Source organism: Synechococcus sp. H60.1 (genome assembly GCF_047462335.1).
GTDB lineage: Bacteria > Cyanobacteriota > Cyanobacteriia > Thermostichales > Thermostichaceae > Thermostichus.
On sequence record NZ_JANSJA010000108.1, the window covers coordinates 1 to 21,169 of the forward strand.

The window sequence follows — 21,169 nt, forward strand, 5'->3', positions numbered from 1 at the left end:
TACGACGCCACTATCTGTGCTTTTCCAGCGAGGGTTCGCGCTCCCCACCTATCTTCTCAAATTCCAGCAGGATCCCCACGGAAGCAGCGCCCAACTACAGCATGGGCTGCTCTTGCCCTGCTAGGCTATTGACTGGGTGTTGGCTGTCCTTCCGCAGGGGAGGTTTGTCCTTCAGGTGTAGGGGCAGTGCCTAAGGAAATGTCTTTGTCGTAGTAATAGGCAATCAGATCAAAAGCGGCGTCTAGCTCCCCTGTATCTTGCACAGGATTTAGGCTGATGTTGCTCACCCGAAACAAGGTGCGTAGACGCTCTACATCCCTCATGAGATTAATGATGTCCGTATAGGGGCCCCGCACCGCGACGCGACTGGTCTGCACCTGGATAGCCGGAGCAATGATCGCGGGCACTTCGGGGTTATTCGAAGAAGCAGGGGTGAGGGGGGAGGGGGTAAAACTGCGCAACTCGCTGTTGGGCTGTCCCCGCACCAGTCGGTTGAGATCGATCAGTTGCGTGTCGGCATTCTCAGGGGTGGCCAGCAAGCTGCTGATCTGCTGCTGTTGCACACGAGCCTTCTCGATCTGGTTGGGCAGATCCTGTAGGCTGGCAATCTGGCCCTGTACCTCCTGCAACTGGCTGGTTTTTTGGGCTACCTCTCTTTCCAAGGCTTGCACCTCTCTAATTAGAGGACGGAGTTGGGTGAAGGCCAAAAAGCCCGCTGTACCCAAGCCCAGGATCCCGATCAACAGGCCAATGCGAATGGGGGTCAGCTCGACACCCAGCAGTACCGGCGGCTCCGCCGGAGGTGCCATTAGTTGTTCATCGTGAAAACTGTCCAGCGAGCCGGTCATCAGTTCCCCTCCACTTGACGCAAAATGCGGATCTTTTCCACCAAGCCTATTGCTCCCCGCTGCTCCAGCTCGCGGGTAAACTCTGGGTCGGGATCCCCTATGGTCCGAATAGTAACCGTTAGGCCGTAGGTGACGCTGGGTTCAGTTTCAGGTGTGCCCTCCACTCGAGAGGCACTGTTGAGAACGGCACTGGTTACGAAGTTGGAATCCAGCAGGGTGAGCAAAAAGTCGTTCACCAAGGGAAAATCGAGCGCCCCGCCTTGGATGTTCACGGTATCCCCAGAGGCGCTGATGTTGGTTATCCACACCCCTTGGCCAGGGATCCTGCGCCGCACTTCTTCTAGAATGGCCGACCAGGGCTGGACGGATCCCAGAAAGGAGCGGAACCCCTCCGTTTGGGTGCGAATGGTTTGTAATTCTTGGCTGAGGCCCTGGAGTCGGGTCAACTCAGCATTGGCTGTGCTGAGTTCACCGTCAAGGCGGGTTTGCTCTGCCCTCAGAGTATTCCGCTGACGGGAAAAGCTGTCTTGGAAATACAAGAAAGCCCACATGGCCACAGCAGTCACGGCAACCCCCAGGCCAATGGCCAAAGCCCAGCTCTCGGCTCCGGCGGCAGTTGTCGGGGCGGCTACCGCCCCTGTCTGAACGGTGGTGGGAACTTCCGGCCTTTCCTTAAGAAAATTGATTTCCGGTGTGTACATCCAATCGCCTCACTCATTGCTCGCTCATTGTTGGATAGTGCCTTCGAGGGATCCCTGTCGTTACTTGCCGGCTTCCCGCATGGCCAGCCCCAGGGCCACTCCCATCGCCGGGCGCTCCTCCAAGGGCACCTCGATTGCATTCGGCACCAGGATGCTGCCAAAGGGATCCGCCAACTCCACCGCCACGCTCAACAACTGGGATAAGAAGCCATCCATTTGGCCAATGCTGGCTCCTGGCCCGGCCAGCAATACTTTCACCACAGGAAAGCTGCTTTCCGTGCTCGTGAAAAAGTCAATCGAGCGCTTTAGTTCATCGGCCAAATCGGAGACGACACGGGCCACCGCTGCCACACCGGGGTTGCTGGGAACCGGTTGCTCTCCCGTGGCCAAAACATCGGCGGGGTTGATCAAGGGTAACCTTAGAGTTCGCAATAGGTCGCCAGTGCGGCTAACCGGCAAATTCAGGGCCTGGGCTAGCACCTGGCGCATGTGGATGGTGCCGATGTTGACGGTGCGGGTAAATTGCGGGATGCCGTTGACCAAGATGCTGATCTCACTGCTGTCGTAGCCGATGGAGCTGAGCAACACCGCCTCTTGGGGGCTGTACTGGGTTAGTTGGTCACGGATGGTGCGAATGAGAGAGAAACTGGCCAGCTCCACACAGCGGGCCTTCAAGTTGGCCGCTTGCAGCACGGCCAGGTAATTGTCCACCACCTCCTTGGGGATAGCCACCAGCAGCACCTCAATGCGCTCAAGGCCATCCTGGGAAAGGTCGAGGCCCAGGGGCTGGTAGTCCACATCCGCCTGATCCCGGGGGTAGGGGATGTAGAGCTCCGCCTCCTGCTCCAAGACCACCCGCCGCAGCTCATCGGCAGGCAGGTCAGCAGGCAGGCGAATGAGACGGACGATCGCCTCTCGCACCGGCACCGCGGTCGCCACCGGCAAGTTGGTGGGCACCTTGTATTCGTTTAGCAAGTTGGCCAGGGTCAGGCCAACCGTGTCTGGATCGAGGATGCGCCCCTCGACCATGGCCCCCTCTGGCATTTCCACGCTGTGGTAGTGAACCAGACGATAGCGACCATTGCCCTGCTTCTTGACTTGGGCAACAGCAAGGCGCTCGGGATTGATATCTACCCCAAGCATGGTTTGAGTTTTAGAGCCACCCAGAAAGCCGAACACGCCGGAAACACTGCCCTCCGCGCCACTGCTAGACGCATACTACCCAATTTGTCTGGGGGTTACCACCATTGGCAGTTGACTGCTGGCAAAGATTTGTGCTAGCTGACCCTCCCCTGCCAGGGATCCCAACCCGTTCTAAGCAGGCGAGACTCAGGGGTGGGAAAGGCAGAACTTGCGGCTAGAATCGTAGTCTGTATTTACGGACACTGGGCTGACCTTATTGCCCCTTTTTGGAATGCTGAGCACTTGTGAATTCGACCTAGCCATTCCGGCGCCGGGCCGGGTGTACCGGGGCAGCGGCATTCTCGAGGCCGTCCCCCTGACGATCCTGGGATCCCGCGTGTTGGTGATCGGGGGGGAGCGATCGCTAGCTGTGGCTGAACTGCCCCTGAAGCGCAATCTGGAGCGGGATCCCGCCGTTCAGGTTTACTGGAGCACCTATGGCGTCGATTGCACCGAATCGGAGCTGGCTCGTCTCCAGGCTCTGGCCACAGCAGAATCCGTAACCGGCATTTTGGGGGTGGGGGGCGGCAAGGCGTTGGATACGGCCAAGTTGGTGGCCCACCGGTTGGGGATCCCGGTGGTAACAGTGCCCACCTCTGCTGCCACCTGTGCCGCCTGGAGCGCCCTGTCCAACATCTACTCGGAGGCCGGAGCTTTTCAGCGGGATGTGGCCCTGGATCAGGCTCCCGCTGCTTTGATCCTGGACTATGACTTGATTCTGCAAGCACCAGCACGCACTCTGGTGGCCGGGATCGGAGATGCCTTGGCCAAGTGGTACGAGTCTTCTGTGAGCAGCGGCAGTTCAGAAGATGCCCTGGTGATCGGCGCTGTGCAGCAGGCCCGCGTCTTACGGGATTTGCTCTTGCAAAAATCGGTGGCGGCCCTGCGGGAGCCAGGTGGGACTGCTTGGAGGCAGGTGGTGGACGCCTGCATTTGCCTGGCGGGGATTGTCGGCGGCATGGGAGGAGCCAAGTGTCGCACCGTGGCCGCCCATGCTGTCCACAACGGTCTTACTCATCTGGTGGGCCACCGGGCCACCCTGCACGGCGAGAAAGTGGCTTTTGGCATCTTGGCCCAGCTTCGCCTGGAGGAGATCCTGCAGGGAAGCCAGTTGGCGCTGGCCGCCCGCACCCAGCTACTGGAGTTCTACCGCCAGGTGGGGCTGCCCCTTAACTTGCGGGATCTCCACCTGGATCACCTGGGATCCGCCGAGCTGCTGCACGCAGCCCAAGTGGCCTGCCAGCCAGGCTCAGATATCCACCACCTGCCCTTCCCCGTCAGCCCAGAAGCCCTGCTGGTGGCCCTCACCACCACCGACCTGACCAGCTCCAGTCCCGTTCTGCCGCGGCTCTAGGCTGGCCTAGAGATCTTCCCGCTTTCCAACTTTGCCAGTCCAGGCCGGGGTTTGGGCCCTCTGCAGCCGGGCTTCCCTGTAGGCCCCAGAGGTGGCGCCTGCCAAGACCAAGGCTCCGCCCATCCAAGTCCACCCATCCGGGATCTCGGCAAAGACCCAGAACCCGAGCAGGCTAGCCCAGAGGAGGCGGAAAAAATCAAGAGGCAGCAGCATGGTCACCTCGGCCAGCTTGTAAGCTTGGGTGAGGGCCACCTGGCCCAGGCTGCCCAGCAGCCCCGTGGTTGCCATCCACAGCCACTGCTCCGGCGAAGGCCAGCTCCAAACCCAAACAGCAGCCAAGAAGGAAAGGGGAGTCTGCAACAGGCCCATGTAGGCGGTAATGGTGAGGCTGGACTCGGTGCGGGCGAGGATCTTGAGCATAATGGTTACCCAGGCAAAGAGGGCTGCCGCCGCCAAAGCTAGTCCTGTCCCTAAGGAGAGCTCCCGAAAGCCCGGCCTTAGCATCACCAAGGCCCCGGCAAACCCCAGGCCCAACCCCAGCCAGCGGGAGGGACGCATCTGTTCGCCCAACACCCAGACCGCCATGAGGCTGGCAAACAAAAGCTGGACAAAGCTCAGCGCCGTTGCTTCCGCCAAAGGCAACAGGCTGGCTGCCCAGAAGGAAAGCAGCATCCCCAAGGTGCTGATTGCCGAGCGCAGGAGGTAGAAGCCCATCTTGGCGGTGCGCAGAGAGTGGATCCCTGCTCGCAAAAGCAGTGGCACCAGGGCAAGTAACCCAAATAGGTTGCGCAAGAACACAATTTCAAAAGGGTGCAGGGCGGGCGTGTTGAGCCGGATGATCGCCCCCAAACAGGCAAAGCAAAAGGTGGCCAGCAGCTTCAGGGCAACCCCTTGCCAGGCTCTCATTTGGCCCCCCTCCGCAAACCGGCCCACTTGCGCGTTCTCAACGTTACAGCTCACACCCAAACGGTTTAGGCACAGAGTTTTCAGCCTCGAACTCTCAGCCTAAGCGGACTGTCAGGGATCCGACCGGCGCTCCTGGGCCCTCTCTGCCACCCCCCTGGTCAGCAGGAAAAAAGACGGGGATCCCTGGGAGCTATGGCCATCTCGAATAGCCATGAACAACAGTTGTCCCCTCGCTCTGTAGCTCCCCTCTCCCAAAGGGAGAGGGGATGGGGGTGAGGGAAGAGATCGGCTGGAAGTCCTACGTCTTCTTCAGATTTAGAATCTCCTGCAGGTAGCCGATGACTGTTTCTGGCCGGAGGTGGGCCATGCAGGGGTGGCCCTCCACCAGGCAGGTTTCGTTTTTGAACTTGTTTTCCACGCAGACCCGGCATTTATAGGAAGTTTGGGTAACGTAAACATGGGGCAGGCGAGGCGCCCACAGCCGCACTGGGCTAGCTCCATCGCCATCGGCATCGTTGCCAAACAGAGCAATGGTGGGGCAGCCCACAGCCGCTGCAATGTGCATCGGCCCCGCGTCCACGGAGATACAGACCCGCGCCCGCTTCAGGGCTCCGGCCAATTCGATCAAGCTGGTTTTGCCCCGCAGGTCAATCATCCCTGTTTCAGCCACCAGTTGCTCTTCACCGTCACCGTGGTAGAGGGATCGCTGCAGCTCCGGGGCACTGCCAATTAGCCCCACCTGCAGGCCCTGGCCCTGGCACCACTGGATCACTTGGCGCCAGTACTCGAGTGGCCACATCTTGGCACGGCGGGTGGTGGTGATGTGCACCAGAACTTCCGGCACGGGAAAGTCGGGATCCCGGCTGGGCAGCTCTAGGCGGAAAAAATCTGTTTCCACATAAGCCAGGCGGCAGAAGATCTCGGCAATGTAGTTGCTGGTGAGGATGTCTTTGTAGCGCTGCAAAAACTCCAGGCTGTTCCAGTCGTCGTCCTGGAGCATGCGCTGCACCAGGTCGGGGCCGGGATCCAGCTTGCGGCGAAAATCCAAAGTCAGGCCGGCGCCAGCAATGTACTGGGGGCGCAAGGCCGTCACCGCCACCAGGTTGAGCTCGCTAAACTCGTCGCAATTGATGGCCAGATCGTAGGGCCCGGCCTGGGCCACCCGTTCCCGTACTGCTGCTGTTAGGGCCTCGAGGTAATCGGGGCGGCGGCTGTAGAGGGGGAAGCTGAAGTCGATGTAGGGGCAGTGGAGCTCAAAGTCGCGGGTAATCTCGCTGCCAAAAAAATCCAGCACACAGCCGGGGTATTTTTCCTTGAGGCCCCGCAGGAGGGGGATGGTGACCACAAAGTTGCCCACCTTGCTGGAAGAAAATACCGCTAGATGGGGTCGTTCCCGCAGGGGTTGGTTGGCAAACCGTTGCATAGGGTTGGGATCCCCAGAAAAAGCTGTTTGCGTCCGTAGGGCGGAGCACTTTTGTTAAGCTACCATCCCCTCCCCAGGGCTACTCAAGGCCGGCTGGCCTGGCTGCCATCCCAGATGACTACCACAGCAAAGCGATCCAGAAAGCCATCGCTGGCGTTCATCTGGCGCAGGTTGAAGGCGTCTTCGGCAGAGATCACCAGGTCGTAGCCTAGGGTGCGCATGGCGCGGATGCGGTGGGGCCGTTCCCCAATGCGGTTGACCAGCGAGCGGGCCTGCTCTTCTGAGGTGGTATAGGCGGCAGTGCCCTCGCTGCCCACAAAGGCAGCATTGAGATCCTGGCCAAGGTTGAGGGGCGGGTAAACTGGGTTGCCGTCGGGATCCAAAAGGCGCATCGATTGGCTAGGGAGAAAATCCAGGCCGCGGGCATCCACGATCAGCCCTGTTACCTGCGGGGTTTGCCGCTGGGATCCTGCTTCGAGGCCAGCTCCCCCCCCTGGCCCCTGGCCTGTGCCCACCCCCGAGCCAGGGCTGGAGCCGCGCCCCCCGCTCTGGCCGCTGCCGGGCCCGCTCCCTTCTCCCTGGCCAGAACCCGAGCCACTACCCCCGCTGCCGAACTGGCGCAACAAGTCCAAATCGAAAATCGGCCCTTCCAAGCTTGGGTTCTCGCTAGAAACCGCTGACTCTACTTCTACCTGGTCGGGAGTAACCAGGCGCCAGGGCGTTTCTGCTGGAAGCGGTTGTCCCTCGACGGCTGGGGCAGGAGATCCCCCTTGCAGGCGGTAAAGGGGAGGAAACAGCGTTTGCGCCTCGACAGCTTCCCCCGGCCAGACCAGGATCCCCAGCGCTGCCAAGATCGCTCGGATCCCTGCGCCTTGAGTTCTATCTTTCCACCACCTCATGCCCCCACCTCACGGCCTGAAAACCTGTGGTTTGCTCTGCAGCCGCCCACCCTTCCCCCATGCTACCCAGGCAGGGCCGGTTCGGCAGGGGATCCCGCGCAGTCCTCCCTTTGGCTTTTTCTCCCCTGCGGAGGGATCCCTGGGTCAAGATGGCTGGGAAAGCCAGGCGTTGATCCCCAGCGATCCCCAAGCTCTTGACCGCCAGGCAAAAATACGCAAACATGTGTTCATCATTCTTTGCGATCCCCGTTGATCCCGACCTGGAGTCATCAGGGGTTGGAAAGCACAAAGCAGGCCGTCACGCCAGTAGGTTCAAGGCTGTACTGAGCCACAAGCTGGGATCGGCCTTTGGGTGAGAAGCTGGAGCATTGCACAAAGCCTGAGTTGTCGAAGACAGGAGACCCTGACCATGCCACCAGAGCGGATCCCGTTGGAAGAAATGACCATCCGGCAGTTGCGGGAAGAAGCTGCCCGCTATCAAATCCCCAAGTACAGCCGCATGACCAAAGAGCAGCTTATCGAGGCCATTCGGGAAGCCCAAGCCAAAACTGGCCGCCCCATCGATGCGATGCCGGAGCCCAGCGGGCAAGAGTCGGTTACCGGGACGAAGTATGTCGGCCAAGTAGCTAGCAAGCCGGATCTGGCCGATGTAGACAAGGGGCTGGGGGATCTGCCCGGGGGCTATGGCGAAAGCCGCATTGTCCTGCTGCCGCGGGATCCCCAGTGGGCCTACGCCTACTGGGATGTCCCCAACGAAGCCAAGGAAAGCAAGCGCCGCGAGGGCGGCCAGCAGTTGGCGCTGCGTCTGTACGATGTGACAGATATTGATTTCGACCGCCAGCCGGCCCACAGCATGCAGGAGTACCCCTGCGACGAGTTGGCGCGGGAGTGGTACCTGCCGATCCCGGTGAGCGACCGCTCCTATTTGGTGGAGATCGGCTACCGGACGGCGGATGGCCGCTGGCTAATGTTGGCCCGCTCGGCAGCAGTGATGGTGCCGCCAGTCTTCCCCTCCGACTGGTTTGAAGAGCACTTCCTGACGGTGCCCTTTGAGATGCCCCTCCAGGGCCGCACCCTCTACCAGCTCACCGAGCCCTACAAGCGCAGCGCCGCCGGCATGGGCGTGGTGGCCTACAAAGGCGACGAGCCGCAGCGGGAGGCGACGGCGGATCCCTTCCTGGACATGGTGGGCGGCTTTGAGGCAATGCGGGTGGCGGGATCCCTGTTTGGCAGCCACCAAATGGGCAGCCGTCAACTGGTGCCGGAGCAGGCCATCAGCTCGTTCATTATCCCGTCAGGCGTGGGCATGATGGGGATGGCCATGGCCGAAGTGCCTGCTGCCCCTTGGATGGCTTCTGGATCGGGCCTGGGGCTGTTCTCCGGCGCTTCCGAAGTCCTGCCGCGGCGCTCCCGCAAGTTCTGGCTGGTGGCTGATGCCGAGCTGATCGTCTACGGGGCCACGGAGCCGGATGCCACCGTCACCATCGCTGGGCGCAAGATCCAGCTCAACCCCGATGGCACCTTCCGTTTCCACATGGCTTTCCCCGATGGCAACATCGACTTCCCCATCTTTGCCGTGGCTGCCGATGGCGAGCAAAACCGGGAGATCCACATGACCTTCGACCGCCGCACCCTCTCCCGCCGCACCAACACCAAGGAGGAGGCTATCGAAGAACTGTTGCCTTAAAGGGCTCGCTCTTGCTTGCTCACCCCCCAGCTCTAGGGGGGGCTTTTTACCGGGAAGTGATGCGCGAAGGCCCCTGGCTAAAGCTAGGGGGATGAAGCGCTGTCTTTGCTTATCCGCTCAAGCGAGTGATGTTTCATGCTAGCAGGAAAGCCAAGCTACTCAACCGAACACCAGAGCAGTACCAAGCTCTGAATGAGGCCATTCGTATCCATTGAGTATGAGTACAAGCAGTCGGGGTGGAAACTTTCACCTGACGGGATGGCCATCACCTTCACCGACGGCAACCAGGCAGGTACCTTTGCTTTGTACTGCAACGGCAAAGCCAGCCAGCTTATCCTCGGCACCAACGCAGCACTCAACATTTTGCGCCGGGCCCTGAAGATGTTGGGAATTGAGTGGAACAGCGCCCAAGGGCATTGGGGAACTGCCTTGCAAGAGGGAACGCTTGGGGAGATGAGCACCGCTGCTGGGGAAGGGCAACCCAACTCAGCAAGTGCTGTCGTGGAACCCGGAACAAGAATCCCCGCCCTTTGGGGCTGGGGAGTATGTCAACGGTCGCTCCAAGGATCCCTGCCGGCAACTGGAGGCTTGCCGGCTTCTAGGAGAACAGGCTAGACTGGGAAAACGGCGCGGGGTAGAGCAGCCTGGTAGCTCGTCGGGCTCATAACCCGAAGGTCACTGGTTCAAATCCAGTCCCCGCTATGAGAACTCAACATCTGCAGGCATTGGGAGAGCTTCTCTAAGTTGTCTTGAGCCGAAGCCAGGAAGACGGCGCATGGATCCGCGGGAAATCGAGGCGTTGATACAGGCTGCCCTGCCCGGCGCGAAGGTGCAGGTAGAAGATACAGTTGGCGACGGCAACCATTTTCAGGCCGTCGTCGTGGCTGAGCAATTCCAAGGCCTCCCCCTCATCAAACAGCACCGCCTGGTGAACGAGGCCTTGAAGCCCTACCTTCAGGATGGCCGTCTCCACGCCCTAGCCCTCCGTACCTTTACCCCTACCCAGTGGCAGCAGCTTCAGGGAGCAGATCCCGGCTCAGCTCCCCAGTCATCCCCCTTCCCTCCTTCTTGAGCTACTAGCCAAAGCTGATACGGAGCAGGGAAAAATCATCTTCAAGATCCGCCCTGCCGCGGAAAGATTGGATGTGTTGCAGAACGCGATCGAGGCCAATGCAGGCATGGGCGCCTAGGAACGACTTCCAGTTCTCCATTCCCCAGATCCCTTCCGAGGTGGACACTTCGTAAACCCCGTCGCTGAACACGTACAGACAACTGTTGGCCGGGATCCGCACTTCGTCCCTAGCAAAGTCCTGATCGGGCAAAATGCCAATGGGCAAATTGGGTGTTTTCAGCTCTAGGGGGATGGGATCTGATTGAGCAACCAACAGAGCGGGGGGGTGGCCAGCGCTGGCAAAAGAAAGCAAGCGAGATCGCGGCCGGTAAACCCCATACCAGAGGGTGAAGTACATGTCATGGTGGGATCCCATTTGGAAGGATTGGTTGAGGGCGCGCAACACCGCATCCGGCTGCCGCAGGTCGGTGTCGGGCAGGCTCTGGGAACGCAGCTGGTTCATCACCGACACGGACAAGAGGGCAGATCCCACCCCATGCCCCGACACATCCAGCAGGTAGATGGCCAGATGATCCTCGTCTAGCCAGTGGTAGTTAAATGAATCCCCCCCCAACTCCTGCGAAGGCAAAAAGCACCACTCGATGGCTATTCGGTGATCGGGGAAAGAGGCCGGCTTGGGCAAAAGAGAACGCACATAGCTGGCCGCCTCGGCCAGTTCTGCCCGCAACCTGGCGGTTTGCTGTTGCAAGTCGTAGCTGAGCTGATGCAAGCGCAGCCCAGCCCGCACGCGCGCCCGCAGCTCGTTGGGATCGATGGGCTTGCTGAGGAACTCGTCTGCTCCAGCATCCAGGCCCTGGATGCGGTCTTCGACTTCGGTGCGAGCAGTAAGCAAAACAAAGAAGGTGGTGGAAAACTTGGGATCCGCCTTGATGCGCCGGCAGACTTCCAGCCCATCCATATCCGGCATCATCCAGTCACAGATAATCAGCCCCGGGGTTAGGAGATGAGCTTTCTCCAGCCCTTCCAAGCCACCGCTGGCCATCTCGACGCTGTAGCCCTGCCGCTCCAGGGATCGCTTCAACACCAGCCGAATCGTGGGATCGTCGTCCACAATCAAAATGGCCGTCATGCACCCTAATCCTGAATCAACCCGAATTCAGAACGCATCAAACCGCAACTCCCGGATAGACATACCGGTAGGCAGACTTTCTATCGTAGCTTAGGGGTTGGGCAGAAAAACCGGCTCGGCAAGAGGGGGGAAAGACTCAGCAACCTTGTCCACCAGAGCTAAAGTTGCGTATCGATCGGTGGAGCCCCAAAACCGTGGTTGCACGCTACCCAAAAGCTGACCGTTCCCAGATACTGGTACCAATAGATAACAGCGCGAGGTTTTTGGGCAGACTCTGCTTTAGAGACTTCCGTTGGACATAGAGACACAGATCACATCTTACCCATCCTTTGCCGGTCTAGAGTGACCTTCGAGGTTAAACGCCCTTTGCTGCATGAGTGCATCCCCCCTACCTTTATCTCCTCCGTCCGTTCGGGATTCGCAGGCGGCTTCACCCACGGCACCCCGCCAAGCTCCCAGGGGAGAAATCCGGCTGGAGGAGTTGGATGAGAAGCAATTGCTGGCCGGCCTATCGTCGGTGGTGCTCAACCCGGCAGCTTGGAGTTGCTTCAGCATCAGTGAAACCAGCCGCTTGCTACGCCCCCTGCAAATTTGCCCTGACTTGACCGGAACTCCCGTTCTCTCCCCAGGCGCCACTGCCGAAGTGGTCTATAAGTTCCTGCTGAGCGACGGTCGGATTGGAACCATGAAGGGGCTGATCTCGATCGAGGACTTTCGCAGCAAGCGGCTGCATTCTATTTACGAGGAGCTGCGTATTGAAGAAATTATACCGGTTTTTAACGAAGCGGTCGTTGTGCAGATCATCGATCAGTTGAAGCCGGTTTTTGCCCGCGACCTGGACGAGCTGCTTTGGCAAGAAAGCTTTTACTTTACCCCTCAAGATCTGCGGCAGCCGGAGTTTTTGCTGCGCGGCCTGCGACCCGAGGCGATCCCGCGCCGCTTTCGGCCCCACTTGCAAAGAGTATACTCCCAGATTATGAGGGTGTGTCGCAGCCTGCCCAACATCGCCTTCCAACTGTGTCTGCGGGCCTACTTGGAGTACAACGAGGTCAAAAACAAGCATCTGTTGGCAATTCTGCTCAGCAAGTATTTTTACACGCTCTATCGCATCGGTGGACTGGACGGTTGGGAAAGTCGGGATCCGGTGGAGGTGGGATCCCTGTGCTCTGGCGATCGGCGAGCTCGCTTGCAGGCTCTTTCTCACCTCTTAACCCTGGATAACGACAGCGACGAACCGCTGGCAAGCCTCGGTGGTCCAGGGCCGGGCGGCAGTTATTTCAGCGGAGAGGGGGAGCTTGCTGCTACCGAGGTGCCGAGCGCAGAAGCGATCGAAAAGCTGCGGCAAGATGTGGAGGCAGCGCGCAGCCAGGCCGCCGAGGCCCAGCAACTGGTAGCCCAATACCAAGAAGAGAAAAAACAAGAGCTCCTCAACCGCCTGCAGGATCCAAATAAGTTTCTCCTTTTCAGCCTCCACCAATTTTTCGACACTCTCTTGGTCTCCCTCCCTGCGGAGGTGAAAAGCGAGTACGGGGCAGCTTGGGTGCCGCGCACCTCCTACTTGGACGAGAAAGAGCGGGACAAGCTAACCCAGCATTTGCACTGGATCACCAGCGAGACCTATTTGCTTAGCATCCCCTTTGCCGAGGCAACAATCATCGGCTATTGGCGGGTTTTGGCCGATTCGTTCTACAACCAATGGGTTTTGAATCAGTACAAGCAGTTGCAAAGCTACGGAGTGGATCTGGAGCAGCAGGGCATCCAAATCCTGGAGCGAGAACAATTTTTGCATGAAGTGCAACTGCGCTTTGCCGCCCGCCATCTCGAGATTGTAACTCAAAATGTAGAGAAGATCAGCCAAATCGTGGTGGATAGCCTGGCCAAGCGGGTGGCCCTCAACACCAGTCAGCAAAGCTTCCAGGCGATGCGGGCCAAATTGACCACCGTTTTGGATATGGACATCTCCCGCAAGGACATGGGAGAAGTCAAGCGGCTGATTGACTACTTCACGGATGTGTTTTTGGGCAAGCGGGAGGAGCTGCGTTCTCCCTACCCAGTGGGGACCATCTTGCAAGTAAGGGCGGCCATCGAGGCCTGTCCCCCCGACAGTCGCACCCGCATTGGCCTGGAAATCCTAAACCAGATCTACCGCGAGTACATGCCTGTGCTGCAGCAAGAGTAGGGGCAGGGATCCCAGGGGCTGGCAAGTTTTGGGCACAATGGGGACTGGTGTGCTGTCTCGGGTTAGGAGATCGGGAGTTCCCATGCGCTACCGCCAGCTTGGCCACAGCCCTTTGCAGGTCTCGGAAATCTGTCTGGGCACCATGACCTTTGGACAGCAGAATACCTTGGCCGAGGCTTGGGAACAGCTCGATTACGCGGTGGAGCACGGGATTAACTTCATCGACACCGCCGAGATGTACCCGGTGCCGGCGCGGGCGGAAACCCAGGGAGCCACAGAACGCTACATCGGCGAGTGGCTACAACACCAGCCGCGGGAGCGCCTCATCATCGCCACCAAGATCACTGGCCCGGGGCGACCCTGGCACTGGATCCGCGGCGGGTCTCTCTCGATTAGCCGCAACAATCTTAAGCAGGCAGTGGCTGGTAGCCTCAAACGCCTGAAGACCGACTACATCGACCTCTACCAAATCCACTGGCCGGATCGCTATGTGCCCCTGTTTGGGGGGGTGGCTTACGATCCCAGCCAGGAGCGGCCCACCGTTCCCATTGCCGAGCAACTGCAGGGCTTGGCGGAACTGGTGCAGGAGGGCCTGGTGCGCTACATCGGCCTGAGCAACGAAACCCCCTGGGGAGTCTGCGAGTTTTGCCACCTGGCTGAGCAGTTGGGCCTGCCCAAGGTGGTCTCGATTCAAAACGCCTATAGCCTCCTCAACCGCACGTTTGAGATGGGCCTGGCAGAGGTCTGCCGCCATGAGCAGGTGGGGCTGCTGGCCTACAGCCCCCTGGCCTTTGGGCTGCTGACGGGCAAATACCTGGGGGGCGCCAAGCCGCCGGGATCCCGTTTGACCCTGTTTGAGGGCTTTGGCCAGCGCTACCGCAAGCCCAATGTGGAAGAGGCCGTGGCCGCCTACGTACGCATTGCCCGCCAGCACGGCCTGACCCCTGCCCAGTTGGCTTTGGCCTTTGTGCGCAGCCGCTGGTTTGTCACCAGCACCATCCTCGGAGCCACCAACCTGGCCCAGCTCAAGGAAAACCTCAGTTGCCTGGAGGTGGAGCTGTCGCCTGAGATCCTGGCGGAGATTGAGGCGGTGCACCAGCGCTACCCCAATCCTGCACCCTAAGCAGGCGACAAAACAGCCCGCCAAGGAGAACTTTTTGAGAACTTTCCTCGTCTGGGGCTATGGCTTGGATAACTAGGTCCGAGCTGGCCCCTCTTGAACTCACAAACCTCCCAGGGGCTCTCCCAGCAGATCGTGAGGTGTGAACAATGCGCAACCTTTTCCTTTGGCAGGGTTGGAAGACGGTAGCTCTGGTGGTAGGCTGCAGCAGCTTGGTTTGGATGGGGGATCCCGCTTGGGCGCAACTTTCTGACATCAGCACCTACTGGGGCGCCCAGTACATCGCCGGCTTGAACGAGCGGCAGATCATCGGCGGGTTTCCAGACGGCACCTTTCGCCCCAATGAGTCGATTACCCGCGCCCAGTTTGCCGTTATCGTTACCAAAGCTTTTGGGCTGGATACCAACGTTCCCGTACGCTCCTTTGCCGATCCCATTCCCAGTTGGGCAGCTCCCTCTATTGGCGCGGCGGCAGCAGCAGGGTATGTTTCCGGCTTTCCCGACGGCACGTTCCGTCCCAACGAGGTCCTCACCCGTGCCCAGGCCATTACTGTCCTGACCCGCGCTGCCACCAACGGCAAGCTCCTCGAGGATCCAAGCCAAATTGACGCCATCCTGGCCGGGTTCAGCGATGCCAATTTGGTTCCCAACTTTGCCCGCGCCCCCATCGCGACAGCACTTCAAGAAGGGCTGTTGGTGCTCTACCCTGATCCCACCCGCTTGAATGCCCAGGCGGTGGCCACGCGGGGGGAAGTGGCGGCTCTTACCTACCAAGCGCTGGCCAAGGTGGGCCGGGTGCCCAGCCTAGACCCACCGGTGGGAGCTGCCATTCCCAGACCAGGGATCCCTACCGAGCTCCTTGCCCAGGTTACCCCCACCCCTGAGCCCCTGGCTACGCCGGACATCCCCGTGGAGCCGCTGGTGGAAACGCTGCCTACCGCGCCGGAAGTGAGAACTTTCTTGGCCCGCGAGGAGCTGGGATCCGTCAAACCGGGGGACACCCTGACGGTGTATTTGCTGGGATCCCCGGGGGCGCAGGGGTCTTTTTCCATCCCCGGTATCGCCTACAACCTGCCGTTGCAGGAAACCCGCCCTGGCCAATACGAGGGCAGCTACACCTTCCGCAGCCAAGACCGGGCCTCGGAAGCGCCGGTGTTCGCCCGTCTGGAGCGAAATGGGCTGGTGACCCTGGTGCAATTGCCGGACAAAACCATCAGCATTGGGCAGGTGACCGACACCACCTTCCCCACCATCAGCGACCTGGCCCCGCCCAACGGAGCGGTGACCGACAACCCGCGCCCCGCCATCTCCGCCCGCTTTCAAGATGACCAGGGGATCGACCTCAATAGCTTTACCCTGCTGGTGAACAATGTAGATGTCACTGCCCAAGCCCAGCTCAGCCGCACCGGCTTTACCTATACCCCCGCCGAGCCGCTGCCCAGCGATCGACCAACCTTGATTGCCGTTCAAATTGCCGATCCCAGCGGCAACACTGCCATCCAGCAGTGGTCTTTCCAGGTGCGGGCCGCCCAGCTGACCCCGACGCCCACACCCCCACCCACGCTGACTCCAACACCTACCCCTACTCCAGAACCCACACCCACACCGAGTCCCCAGGCTGGCGGGGAGCCTTCCCCCTCTCCTTCCCCTAGCCCCTAGGGAAAACCCAGTCCAGGCCTTCAACAGGTCTCAATAGTGTTTTAAGGGCCGCCGCCCCCTTAACCTCTACTAAATCTAGTGGGCACGAGCTGGTCAGGATGTTAAGCTACTGCCAGTTGTGACTGGACGGGATCCATGAGCTCAGCGTTGCAGCCGTTTTTGCCGTCGTGGCAAAGGGTTGGCTTCGGGTGGCTGGTGAGTGGGGTGGGGTGGGCTGCGGCGGCGGCTGCAGTTGCTGCCCAGCAGTTTGAGTTTACTCCCCAAGCTCCTCAGCCGAATCCCGTCCCCACCCTGCCGCTGCTGAGCGCTCCATCTTCCCCCAGCTCTGCCACCCCTGATCCCCTGCCACCGGTGCCTCAGGTGCCACAAATGCCGCTGGATCCCGCAGCTCCGGCTGTGGATCCGATCCCGGTGGTGCCCGTTCAAGCGGCCCCAGGTGGACAGGCTACGCCAGGCGAGGCCTATTCCTATCAACGGCGGCCCGACCTCAGTCCAGGGGGGAACCTGGCCGGGGCTGCGCGGGGCGAGCTGCCGGCGGGCACCCGTATTCCCCTCACGGTTTACCGCCCCCTTACTTTTCAGCCTTACCAGGCCATCAGCACCAGTCTGGAGGTCTCCGAGCCGGTGCTGGATCGCTTTGGCCAGGTGGTGATCCCGGCGGGGAGCGTGGTGTGGGGCACTCTTGAGCCGATCTACCGAGAACTCAAGTTTTCTGGTCGGGAGTCGGAGAGCGCCGATCCCCAAGAGCGGGTCGTCGGCAGCCGCTTTGTGGCCAACCGCCTCACCATCGGCTCTTCCACCTATCTCATTAGAGGCCAGTCTGCACCCCTCCCGGTCGGATTGGATCGCAACGCCGACGTGGGCACTACCGTCGCCCGTGGGGCGGGCTATGGGGCGGCGGGCGGATTGGCCTTGGGAGTGCTCACGGGGGGATGGGGCTTTTTGCCCATCTTGGCCGGCGGCCTGGCGGGTGCTGCTGCAGGGAGTACCAACATCGACCGGGTGGTGACGCTGCAGCCCAATACGCTGGTGGAGCTGGAACTCGCCGAGAGCCTGATCATCCAGTAGCCTTGACAAAAAGCAAGCAGGAGCGGGTCGGTAGAGTAGAGAAGATCCCCCCAAGTTTGCTCCATGGCCCTTTGGACCTACTTCGTGCCCCCGCTGGCCGGGCTGGTGATTGGCTACTTCACCAATGACATCGCCATCAAGATGCTCTTCCGGCCCTATCGCCCCTACCGGGTTTTCGGCTGGCGCATCCCCTTCACTCCCGGCTTGATCCCGCAGAACCAGCCCCGCCTGGCCAAGCAGATTGCCAAAACCATCATGGGATCCCTGCTCACGCCAGAGGAGCTGCACAACTTGGCCCGCAAACTGCTGCAAACCGAGCGCATGCAGGCTGGGATCCGCTGGCTGCTGGGGGTGGCGCTGGATCGGCTGCAAAACCCCGAGCAACAGCAGCAAACCGCTCAGGTGCTAGCGCGCATCTTGGCCGATCTGTTTAACGAGTCGCTGCCCCGCCTGGTGAAGGTGCTCGCCCGCCAAGAAACCTTTCTCGAGGAGCCGATCAACCAACTGTTCGACCAGGTGCTCCTGGAGCTGCGCCTCAACGCTGAGCAAGCCCGGCAGCTCTCGGAGTGGATCCTGAAGCAGGCGCTGCCTCCCAAGGTGTTGCGGCAGAACCTGGTGGACTTTCTCACCGATCGCAACATCGAAGCTTTGGATGAAGAATTTCGCGAGCGGGCCACCGGCTCCTACTGGGTGGTGGCCAACTTGTTTGGCCTCAAAAACGCCCTACTGCGCCTGCGCACCTATTGCCTGGAGGAGCCGGAAGGGGCAGAAGCCATCTTGGAAGATCTGCTCAAAGACATCAACGCCCCCCGCCGCCTGACCGAGATCCTGCAGAACCTCTCCCTGCAAAACCTGCCGGTTTCCGCCGTACGTCAGTTGCGTCGTGCCCTCCGCGATGGGATCCAAGATTACCTGCGCAGCCAAGGGCCAGAGGTTATCAAGGGGCTGGGGGAGAGCATCGATTGGGAAAAAGTGGCCAGCCTGGTGTTGGGTCGCCTGCGCAACTCCAAGGCGTTGATCACCTCCATCGATCAGATCAGCGCCGACCTGGCTTTGATCCTGGAGCGCTACCTGGAGCGGGATCTGGAATCCTTGATGATGCAGGTGATCCCGGTGTTGAACTTGGATCAGGTGATTGCCGACAAAGTGAACGCCACTTCCCCCGCCCAGCTGGAGCAGGCCATCCAACAAATTGTGCGCCAAGAACTGCAGGCCATCGTCAACCTGGGGGGGCTGCTGGGTTTTTTGGTGGGCTGTGTGCAGGTGCTGTTTTTGCTGAGGTGACAGCCCCCTTCCCCAGAAAACGGGAGCTTGGATGGGAGTTTTCGCTTCGGTTATGATATTAGAATGCGGTTAACAATTCTCCACACTTCCGATCTCCACGCCAACCTGCACCCTTGGAACTACTTTACCGGGAGCCCCGCAGAGCACGGCCTGGCCAAGCTGGCCACTCTGATCAAGCGCGTGCGAGCAGCCAGCGAGGATCCCGTCCTGCTAGTTGACAGCGGCGACACCATTCAAGGATCCCCCTTGGGCACCTACTATGCCCAGGTGGAGCGGGTCTCCCCCCATCCTGTGGCTCACGCCCTCAACGCCCTCGGCTACGACGCCTTCACGCCGGGCAACCACGACTTTAACTTTGGGCCCCAGGTTCTGCAGGATTTTGTGAGCGATCTCCGCTGTCCCACCCTCTGCGCCAACATCCTCCGCCAAAATGGGGATCCCCTGTTTCGGCCTTATCTAATCCGAGAAGTGGCCGGGATCCGCGTCGGCCTGCTGGGGCTGACCACCCCCCGCATCGACACCTGGGAGCGGCCCGACTACATCGCGGGGCTGCGCTTTGCCCCTCTGCTGGAAACTGCCCAGCACTACCTGTCGCTGTTGCGGCCCCAGGTGGACGTGTTGGTGCTGATTCTGCACAGCGGCCCCAGCCAATTGCCCCCTTTGCGCACCCCAGAGCACTGGCACAACCCAGATCGCTCCGGCTGGACCAGCAACAAAAGCCTGAGGGGGGAAAACGAGCTGCTGGCCCTGGCAGAGCTGGAGGGCATCGACGTCATCCTCTCCGGCCATACCCACCAGACCATTGCCGGCCTGGGGGGAGCCAAGGCCCTGGTGGTGCAGCCCGGCTACTGGGGCAGCCACCTTTCCCACGTGTCTTTGGAGCTGGAGCGCCACGGCGGACGCTGGCAAGTTGTCGGGAAAACCGCCCAGTTGCTGGCTGCAGAAGGGATCCCGGCCGATCCGCAACTGTTGGCCCTCACCGAGCCCTACCACCAAGCTACCTTGCGCTACATCCGCCAGCCCATTGGCCACGCCCGTTGTGCCTACCGCGGTGGGCTGGCAGCCCGGTTGGGGGCCAATCCCCTAGCAGAGCTCCTGCATCAGGCCCAATTGCAGGCGGTACGGGAGGCCGGCCTCTCGGCGGAGCTCTCCCTGGTCAACATCTGCAGCAGTGCCGGCCTGGCAGCGGGCCCCGTCTTTTTGCAAGACGCCTACAGCCTCACCGTTTACGACAACACCCTCTGCATCTTGGAGATCACCGGCGACATCTTGCGACGCGCTCTTGAGCAGACGGCTGGGTATTTTCGCCAATTGGATCCCGAGCATCTCCCGGCGGATCCCGCCGCTGTCGTCGCCCCCGAAGCCCGCGGCTACACCTTCGACCTCTACCACGGCATCGACTACTGCTTCGATCTCACCCGCCCCGTAGGCGAGCGCTTGGTGACCTTACAATTTCGCGGCCAACCGGTGCAGCCGGATCAGACCTTTCGCCTGGCCATCAACCACTACCGCGCCGGCGGTGGGGGGGGCTACAGCATGTTCCAAGAAGCCCAAACCCTCTGGATCTCCGCCGACAGTATCCGCGACTTTCTCGCCCGCCACATTCACACCCATTCCCCCATCCAGCCCATCTACAGCCACAACTGGCACCTCATTCCCAACTTGGCCGAGATCTACTTTCCCCAGTGTTTGGGCCAGCCTCAGGACAGCTTGCTGGTAGGCTAGAACAACAGGAACCTTAACTGGCTGGTAGAGGAGTCGGTAGAATACGATCAGCACAGAGCCCAGTTTGGCTAATGGCGGCGATGGTTTTGAGACTGCCAAACTGTGGGCACCCGACGTTGCTGCTTATTGCTCACGCTTGTCGACATAACCCATGACTGCTGAAGAAAAGCAACCGATGCCCCCAGAAGATACCTATCCTGAACTCCAGGAAGAGGAAATCGACGTGGAGGCAGAGCTGGAGAAGCTGATTCTGGAAGACCGTGAAGCGGAAGCTGGCACCTCCTCCGGCGAAGCCAGCGCTGAGGCTTCTCAAGATCTCAGCGAAACCTTAAAGCAGCTCCAGCAGGAGTTGGAAATAACGCGCCAGCAACTGAAAGAGAAGGAAGAGTCCTACATACGCCTCTACGCCGATTTTGAGAACTACCGACGGCGTACCCAGCGGGAAAAAGAGGAGTTCAGCCAAAAAGAACGGCAGAAATTTGTGCTGGAGATCCTGCCTGTTGTGGATAGCTTTGAGCGGGCGCAGCAGCAGTTGAAGCTGGAGACCGACCGCGAGCGGGAGCTCCACAACAGCTATCAAAGCGTCTATCGCTTGCTAGTGGAATGCTTGAAAAAGATGGGCGTATCCCGCATGAAATCGGTAGGCCAGCCCTTCGATCCCAACCTGCACGAGGCCATAGCCCGCCAGCCCAGCAGCGAGTACCCCGAAGATGTGGTGGTCGTTGAATATCAACCGGGCTACAAGCTGGGGGACTTGGTGATTCGCCATGCCATGGTGGCTGTCTCGTCGGGCAGCCCAAACCCTGAGCCTTCCTCCCCAAGCACAACGGCTGATGCCGAGACTGGCCCCGAAAGTACTCCTACCTCTCCCCAAAACCCTCCAAACCCTTAGCAAAACTGCTCTCTCGAACCTTGACAAGCAGAGCCTATCCAT

19 protein-coding genes and 1 tRNA gene are annotated in these 21,169 nt (G+C 60.3%); 13 read left to right on the plus strand and 7 right to left on the minus strand.

The genetic code is table 11. The features are described 5' to 3' along the window. Positions 1-125 precede the first annotated feature (125 nt). Genes NW852_RS05660 through pilM form a run of 3 tightly spaced genes read right to left on the minus strand, consistent with a single transcriptional unit; the run spans position 126 to position 2,692 of the window. Positions 126-848 carry a hypothetical protein gene (locus tag NW852_RS05660; protein WP_414370558.1) on the minus strand — a complete coding sequence of 241 codons (723 nt, stop codon included), beginning with the start codon at positions 846-848 and terminating at the stop codon, positions 126-128. Next, positions 848-1,549 (minus strand): PilN domain-containing protein, encoded by a 702-nt coding sequence (locus tag NW852_RS05665; protein WP_414370559.1) that lies wholly within the window; start codon positions 1,547-1,549, stop codon positions 848-850. Before NW852_RS05665 ends, NW852_RS05660 begins: the two co-directional genes overlap by 1 nt. Positions 1,550-1,609: 60 nt before the next feature. Then, complete coding sequence (gene pilM, locus NW852_RS05670) at positions 1,610-2,692, minus strand: type IV pilus biogenesis protein PilM (RefSeq protein WP_414370560.1); 1,083 nt, start codon at positions 2,690-2,692, stop codon at positions 1,610-1,612. 271 nt (positions 2,693-2,963) lie between these two features. Between pilM and NW852_RS05675 the strand changes: the two genes are divergently transcribed. Then, entirely contained in the window at positions 2,964-4,085 is a 1,122-nt protein-coding gene (locus NW852_RS05675) for an iron-containing alcohol dehydrogenase family protein (protein ID WP_414426537.1), read from the plus strand. A gap of 6 nt (positions 4,086-4,091) precedes the next feature. On the opposite strand, the gene NW852_RS05680 is transcribed toward NW852_RS05675, so the two are convergent. The 3 genes from NW852_RS05680 to NW852_RS05690 form a co-directional block, all read right to left on the minus strand. Next, the gene (locus NW852_RS05680) at positions 4,092-4,991 is read right to left on the minus strand and encodes a DMT family transporter (protein ID WP_414370562.1); all 900 of its coding nucleotides are present in this window, start codon (positions 4,989-4,991) and stop codon (positions 4,092-4,094) included. Positions 4,992-5,289: 298 nt separating this feature from the next. Then, a complete protein-coding gene (locus NW852_RS05685) occupies positions 5,290-6,414 on the minus strand; it encodes a glycosyltransferase family 9 protein (protein ID WP_414370563.1) in 1,125 nt (374 codons plus the stop codon). 83 nt (positions 6,415-6,497) lie between these two features. Continuing rightward, positions 6,498-7,313 (minus strand): hypothetical protein, encoded by an 816-nt coding sequence (locus NW852_RS05690; protein WP_414426538.1) that lies wholly within the window; start codon positions 7,311-7,313, stop codon positions 6,498-6,500. Here NW852_RS05690 and NW852_RS05695 point away from each other — a divergent pair. The 5 genes from NW852_RS05695 (at position 7,312) to NW852_RS05715 (ending at position 10,072) form a co-directional block, all read left to right on the plus strand. Next, positions 7,312-7,566, plus strand: a complete 255-nt coding sequence (locus tag NW852_RS05695) for a hypothetical protein (RefSeq protein ID WP_414370565.1) — start codon at positions 7,312-7,314, stop codon at positions 7,564-7,566. The genes NW852_RS05690 and NW852_RS05695 overlap by 2 nt on opposite strands. Positions 7,567-7,722: 156 nt before the next feature. Further along, the gene (locus NW852_RS05700; protein WP_414366452.1) at positions 7,723-9,000 is read left to right on the plus strand and encodes a DUF4912 domain-containing protein; all 1,278 of its coding nucleotides are present in this window, start codon (positions 7,723-7,725) and stop codon (positions 8,998-9,000) included. 192 nt (positions 9,001-9,192) lie between these two features. Next, positions 9,193-9,615, plus strand: coding sequence for a hypothetical protein (locus NW852_RS05705; protein ID WP_414370566.1), 423 nt, complete (start codon positions 9,193-9,195; stop codon positions 9,613-9,615). Positions 9,616-9,628: 13 nt separating this feature from the next. Continuing rightward, positions 9,629-9,702 (plus strand) — tRNA-Met (locus NW852_RS05710). 73 nt (positions 9,703-9,775) lie between these two features. Further along, a complete protein-coding gene (locus tag NW852_RS05715) occupies positions 9,776-10,072 on the plus strand; it encodes a BolA family protein (protein ID WP_414366454.1) in 297 nt (98 codons plus the stop codon). A 4-nt stretch (positions 10,073-10,076) separates the two neighbouring features. On the opposite strand, the gene NW852_RS05720 is transcribed toward NW852_RS05715, so the two are convergent. Next, complete coding sequence (locus NW852_RS05720; protein ID WP_414426539.1) at positions 10,077-11,201, minus strand: PP2C family protein-serine/threonine phosphatase; 1,125 nt, start codon at positions 11,199-11,201, stop codon at positions 10,077-10,079. Between the two features lie 373 nt (positions 11,202-11,574). On the opposite strand from NW852_RS05720, the gene NW852_RS05725 reads away from it, so the two are divergent. The 7 genes from NW852_RS05725 (at position 11,575) to grpE (ending at position 21,127) form a co-directional block, all read left to right on the plus strand. Then, the gene (locus NW852_RS05725) at positions 11,575-13,380 is read left to right on the plus strand and encodes a hypothetical protein (protein WP_414426540.1); all 1,806 of its coding nucleotides are present in this window, start codon (positions 11,575-11,577) and stop codon (positions 13,378-13,380) included. An 82-nt stretch (positions 13,381-13,462) separates the two neighbouring features. After that, a complete protein-coding gene (locus tag NW852_RS05730; protein ID WP_414426541.1) occupies positions 13,463-14,503 on the plus strand; it encodes an NADP(H)-dependent aldo-keto reductase in 1,041 nt (346 codons plus the stop codon). 146 nt (positions 14,504-14,649) lie between these two features. Then, entirely contained in the window at positions 14,650-16,158 is a 1,509-nt protein-coding gene (locus NW852_RS05735) for an S-layer homology domain-containing protein (RefSeq protein ID WP_414370569.1), read from the plus strand. A gap of 135 nt (positions 16,159-16,293) precedes the next feature. Beyond that, positions 16,294-17,226, plus strand: a complete 933-nt coding sequence (locus tag NW852_RS05740; RefSeq protein WP_414370570.1) for a hypothetical protein — start codon at positions 16,294-16,296, stop codon at positions 17,224-17,226. Between the two features lie 63 nt (positions 17,227-17,289). Further along, the gene (locus NW852_RS05745) at positions 17,290-18,510 is read left to right on the plus strand and encodes a DUF445 domain-containing protein (protein ID WP_414370571.1); all 1,221 of its coding nucleotides are present in this window, start codon (positions 17,290-17,292) and stop codon (positions 18,508-18,510) included. Positions 18,511-18,573: 63 nt separating this feature from the next. After that, positions 18,574-20,235, plus strand: coding sequence for a bifunctional metallophosphatase/5'-nucleotidase (locus tag NW852_RS05750; protein WP_414426542.1), 1,662 nt, complete (start codon positions 18,574-18,576; stop codon positions 20,233-20,235). A 151-nt stretch (positions 20,236-20,386) separates the two neighbouring features. Then, positions 20,387-21,127, plus strand: coding sequence for a nucleotide exchange factor GrpE (gene grpE, locus NW852_RS05755; protein ID WP_414365169.1), 741 nt, complete (start codon positions 20,387-20,389; stop codon positions 21,125-21,127). The last annotated feature ends 42 nt before the right edge of the window (positions 21,128-21,169 follow it).

Coding starts and splice junctions, on each gene's coding strand:
- NW852_RS05725 (WP_414426540.1), top strand. CDS start 11,575: ATGAGTGCATCCCCCCTACCTTTATCTCCTCCGTCCGTTCGGGATTCG.
- NW852_RS05745 (WP_414370571.1), top strand. CDS start 17,290: ATGGCCCTTTGGACCTACTTCGTGCCCCCGCTGGCCGGGCTGGTGATT.
- NW852_RS05750 (WP_414426542.1), top strand. CDS start 18,574: ATGCGGTTAACAATTCTCCACACTTCCGATCTCCACGCCAACCTGCAC.
- NW852_RS05660 (WP_414370558.1), bottom strand. CDS start 848: ATGACCGGCTCGCTGGACAGTTTTCACGATGAACAACTAATGGCACCT.
- NW852_RS05700 (WP_414366452.1), top strand. CDS start 7,723: ATGCCACCAGAGCGGATCCCGTTGGAAGAAATGACCATCCGGCAGTTG.
- NW852_RS05720 (WP_414426539.1), bottom strand. CDS start 11,201: ATGACGGCCATTTTGATTGTGGACGACGATCCCACGATTCGGCTGGTG.
- NW852_RS05690 (WP_414426538.1), bottom strand. CDS start 7,313: ATGAGGTGGTGGAAAGATAGAACTCAAGGCGCAGGGATCCGAGCGATC.
- grpE (WP_414365169.1), top strand. CDS start 20,387: ATGACTGCTGAAGAAAAGCAACCGATGCCCCCAGAAGATACCTATCCT.
- NW852_RS05705 (WP_414370566.1), top strand. CDS start 9,193: ATGAGGCCATTCGTATCCATTGAGTATGAGTACAAGCAGTCGGGGTGG.
- NW852_RS05735 (WP_414370569.1), top strand. CDS start 14,650: ATGCGCAACCTTTTCCTTTGGCAGGGTTGGAAGACGGTAGCTCTGGTG.
- NW852_RS05685 (WP_414370563.1), bottom strand. CDS start 6,414: ATGCAACGGTTTGCCAACCAACCCCTGCGGGAACGACCCCATCTAGCG.
- NW852_RS05715 (WP_414366454.1), top strand. CDS start 9,776: ATGGATCCGCGGGAAATCGAGGCGTTGATACAGGCTGCCCTGCCCGGC.
- NW852_RS05740 (WP_414370570.1), top strand. CDS start 16,294: ATGAGCTCAGCGTTGCAGCCGTTTTTGCCGTCGTGGCAAAGGGTTGGC.
- NW852_RS05665 (WP_414370559.1), bottom strand. CDS start 1,549: ATGTACACACCGGAAATCAATTTTCTTAAGGAAAGGCCGGAAGTTCCC.
- NW852_RS05675 (WP_414426537.1), top strand. CDS start 2,964: ATGCTGAGCACTTGTGAATTCGACCTAGCCATTCCGGCGCCGGGCCGG.
- NW852_RS05730 (WP_414426541.1), top strand. CDS start 13,463: ATGCGCTACCGCCAGCTTGGCCACAGCCCTTTGCAGGTCTCGGAAATC.
- NW852_RS05695 (WP_414370565.1), top strand. CDS start 7,312: ATGCCCCCACCTCACGGCCTGAAAACCTGTGGTTTGCTCTGCAGCCGC.
- NW852_RS05680 (WP_414370562.1), bottom strand. CDS start 4,991: ATGAGAGCCTGGCAAGGGGTTGCCCTGAAGCTGCTGGCCACCTTTTGC.
- pilM (WP_414370560.1), bottom strand. CDS start 2,692: ATGCTTGGGGTAGATATCAATCCCGAGCGCCTTGCTGTTGCCCAAGTC.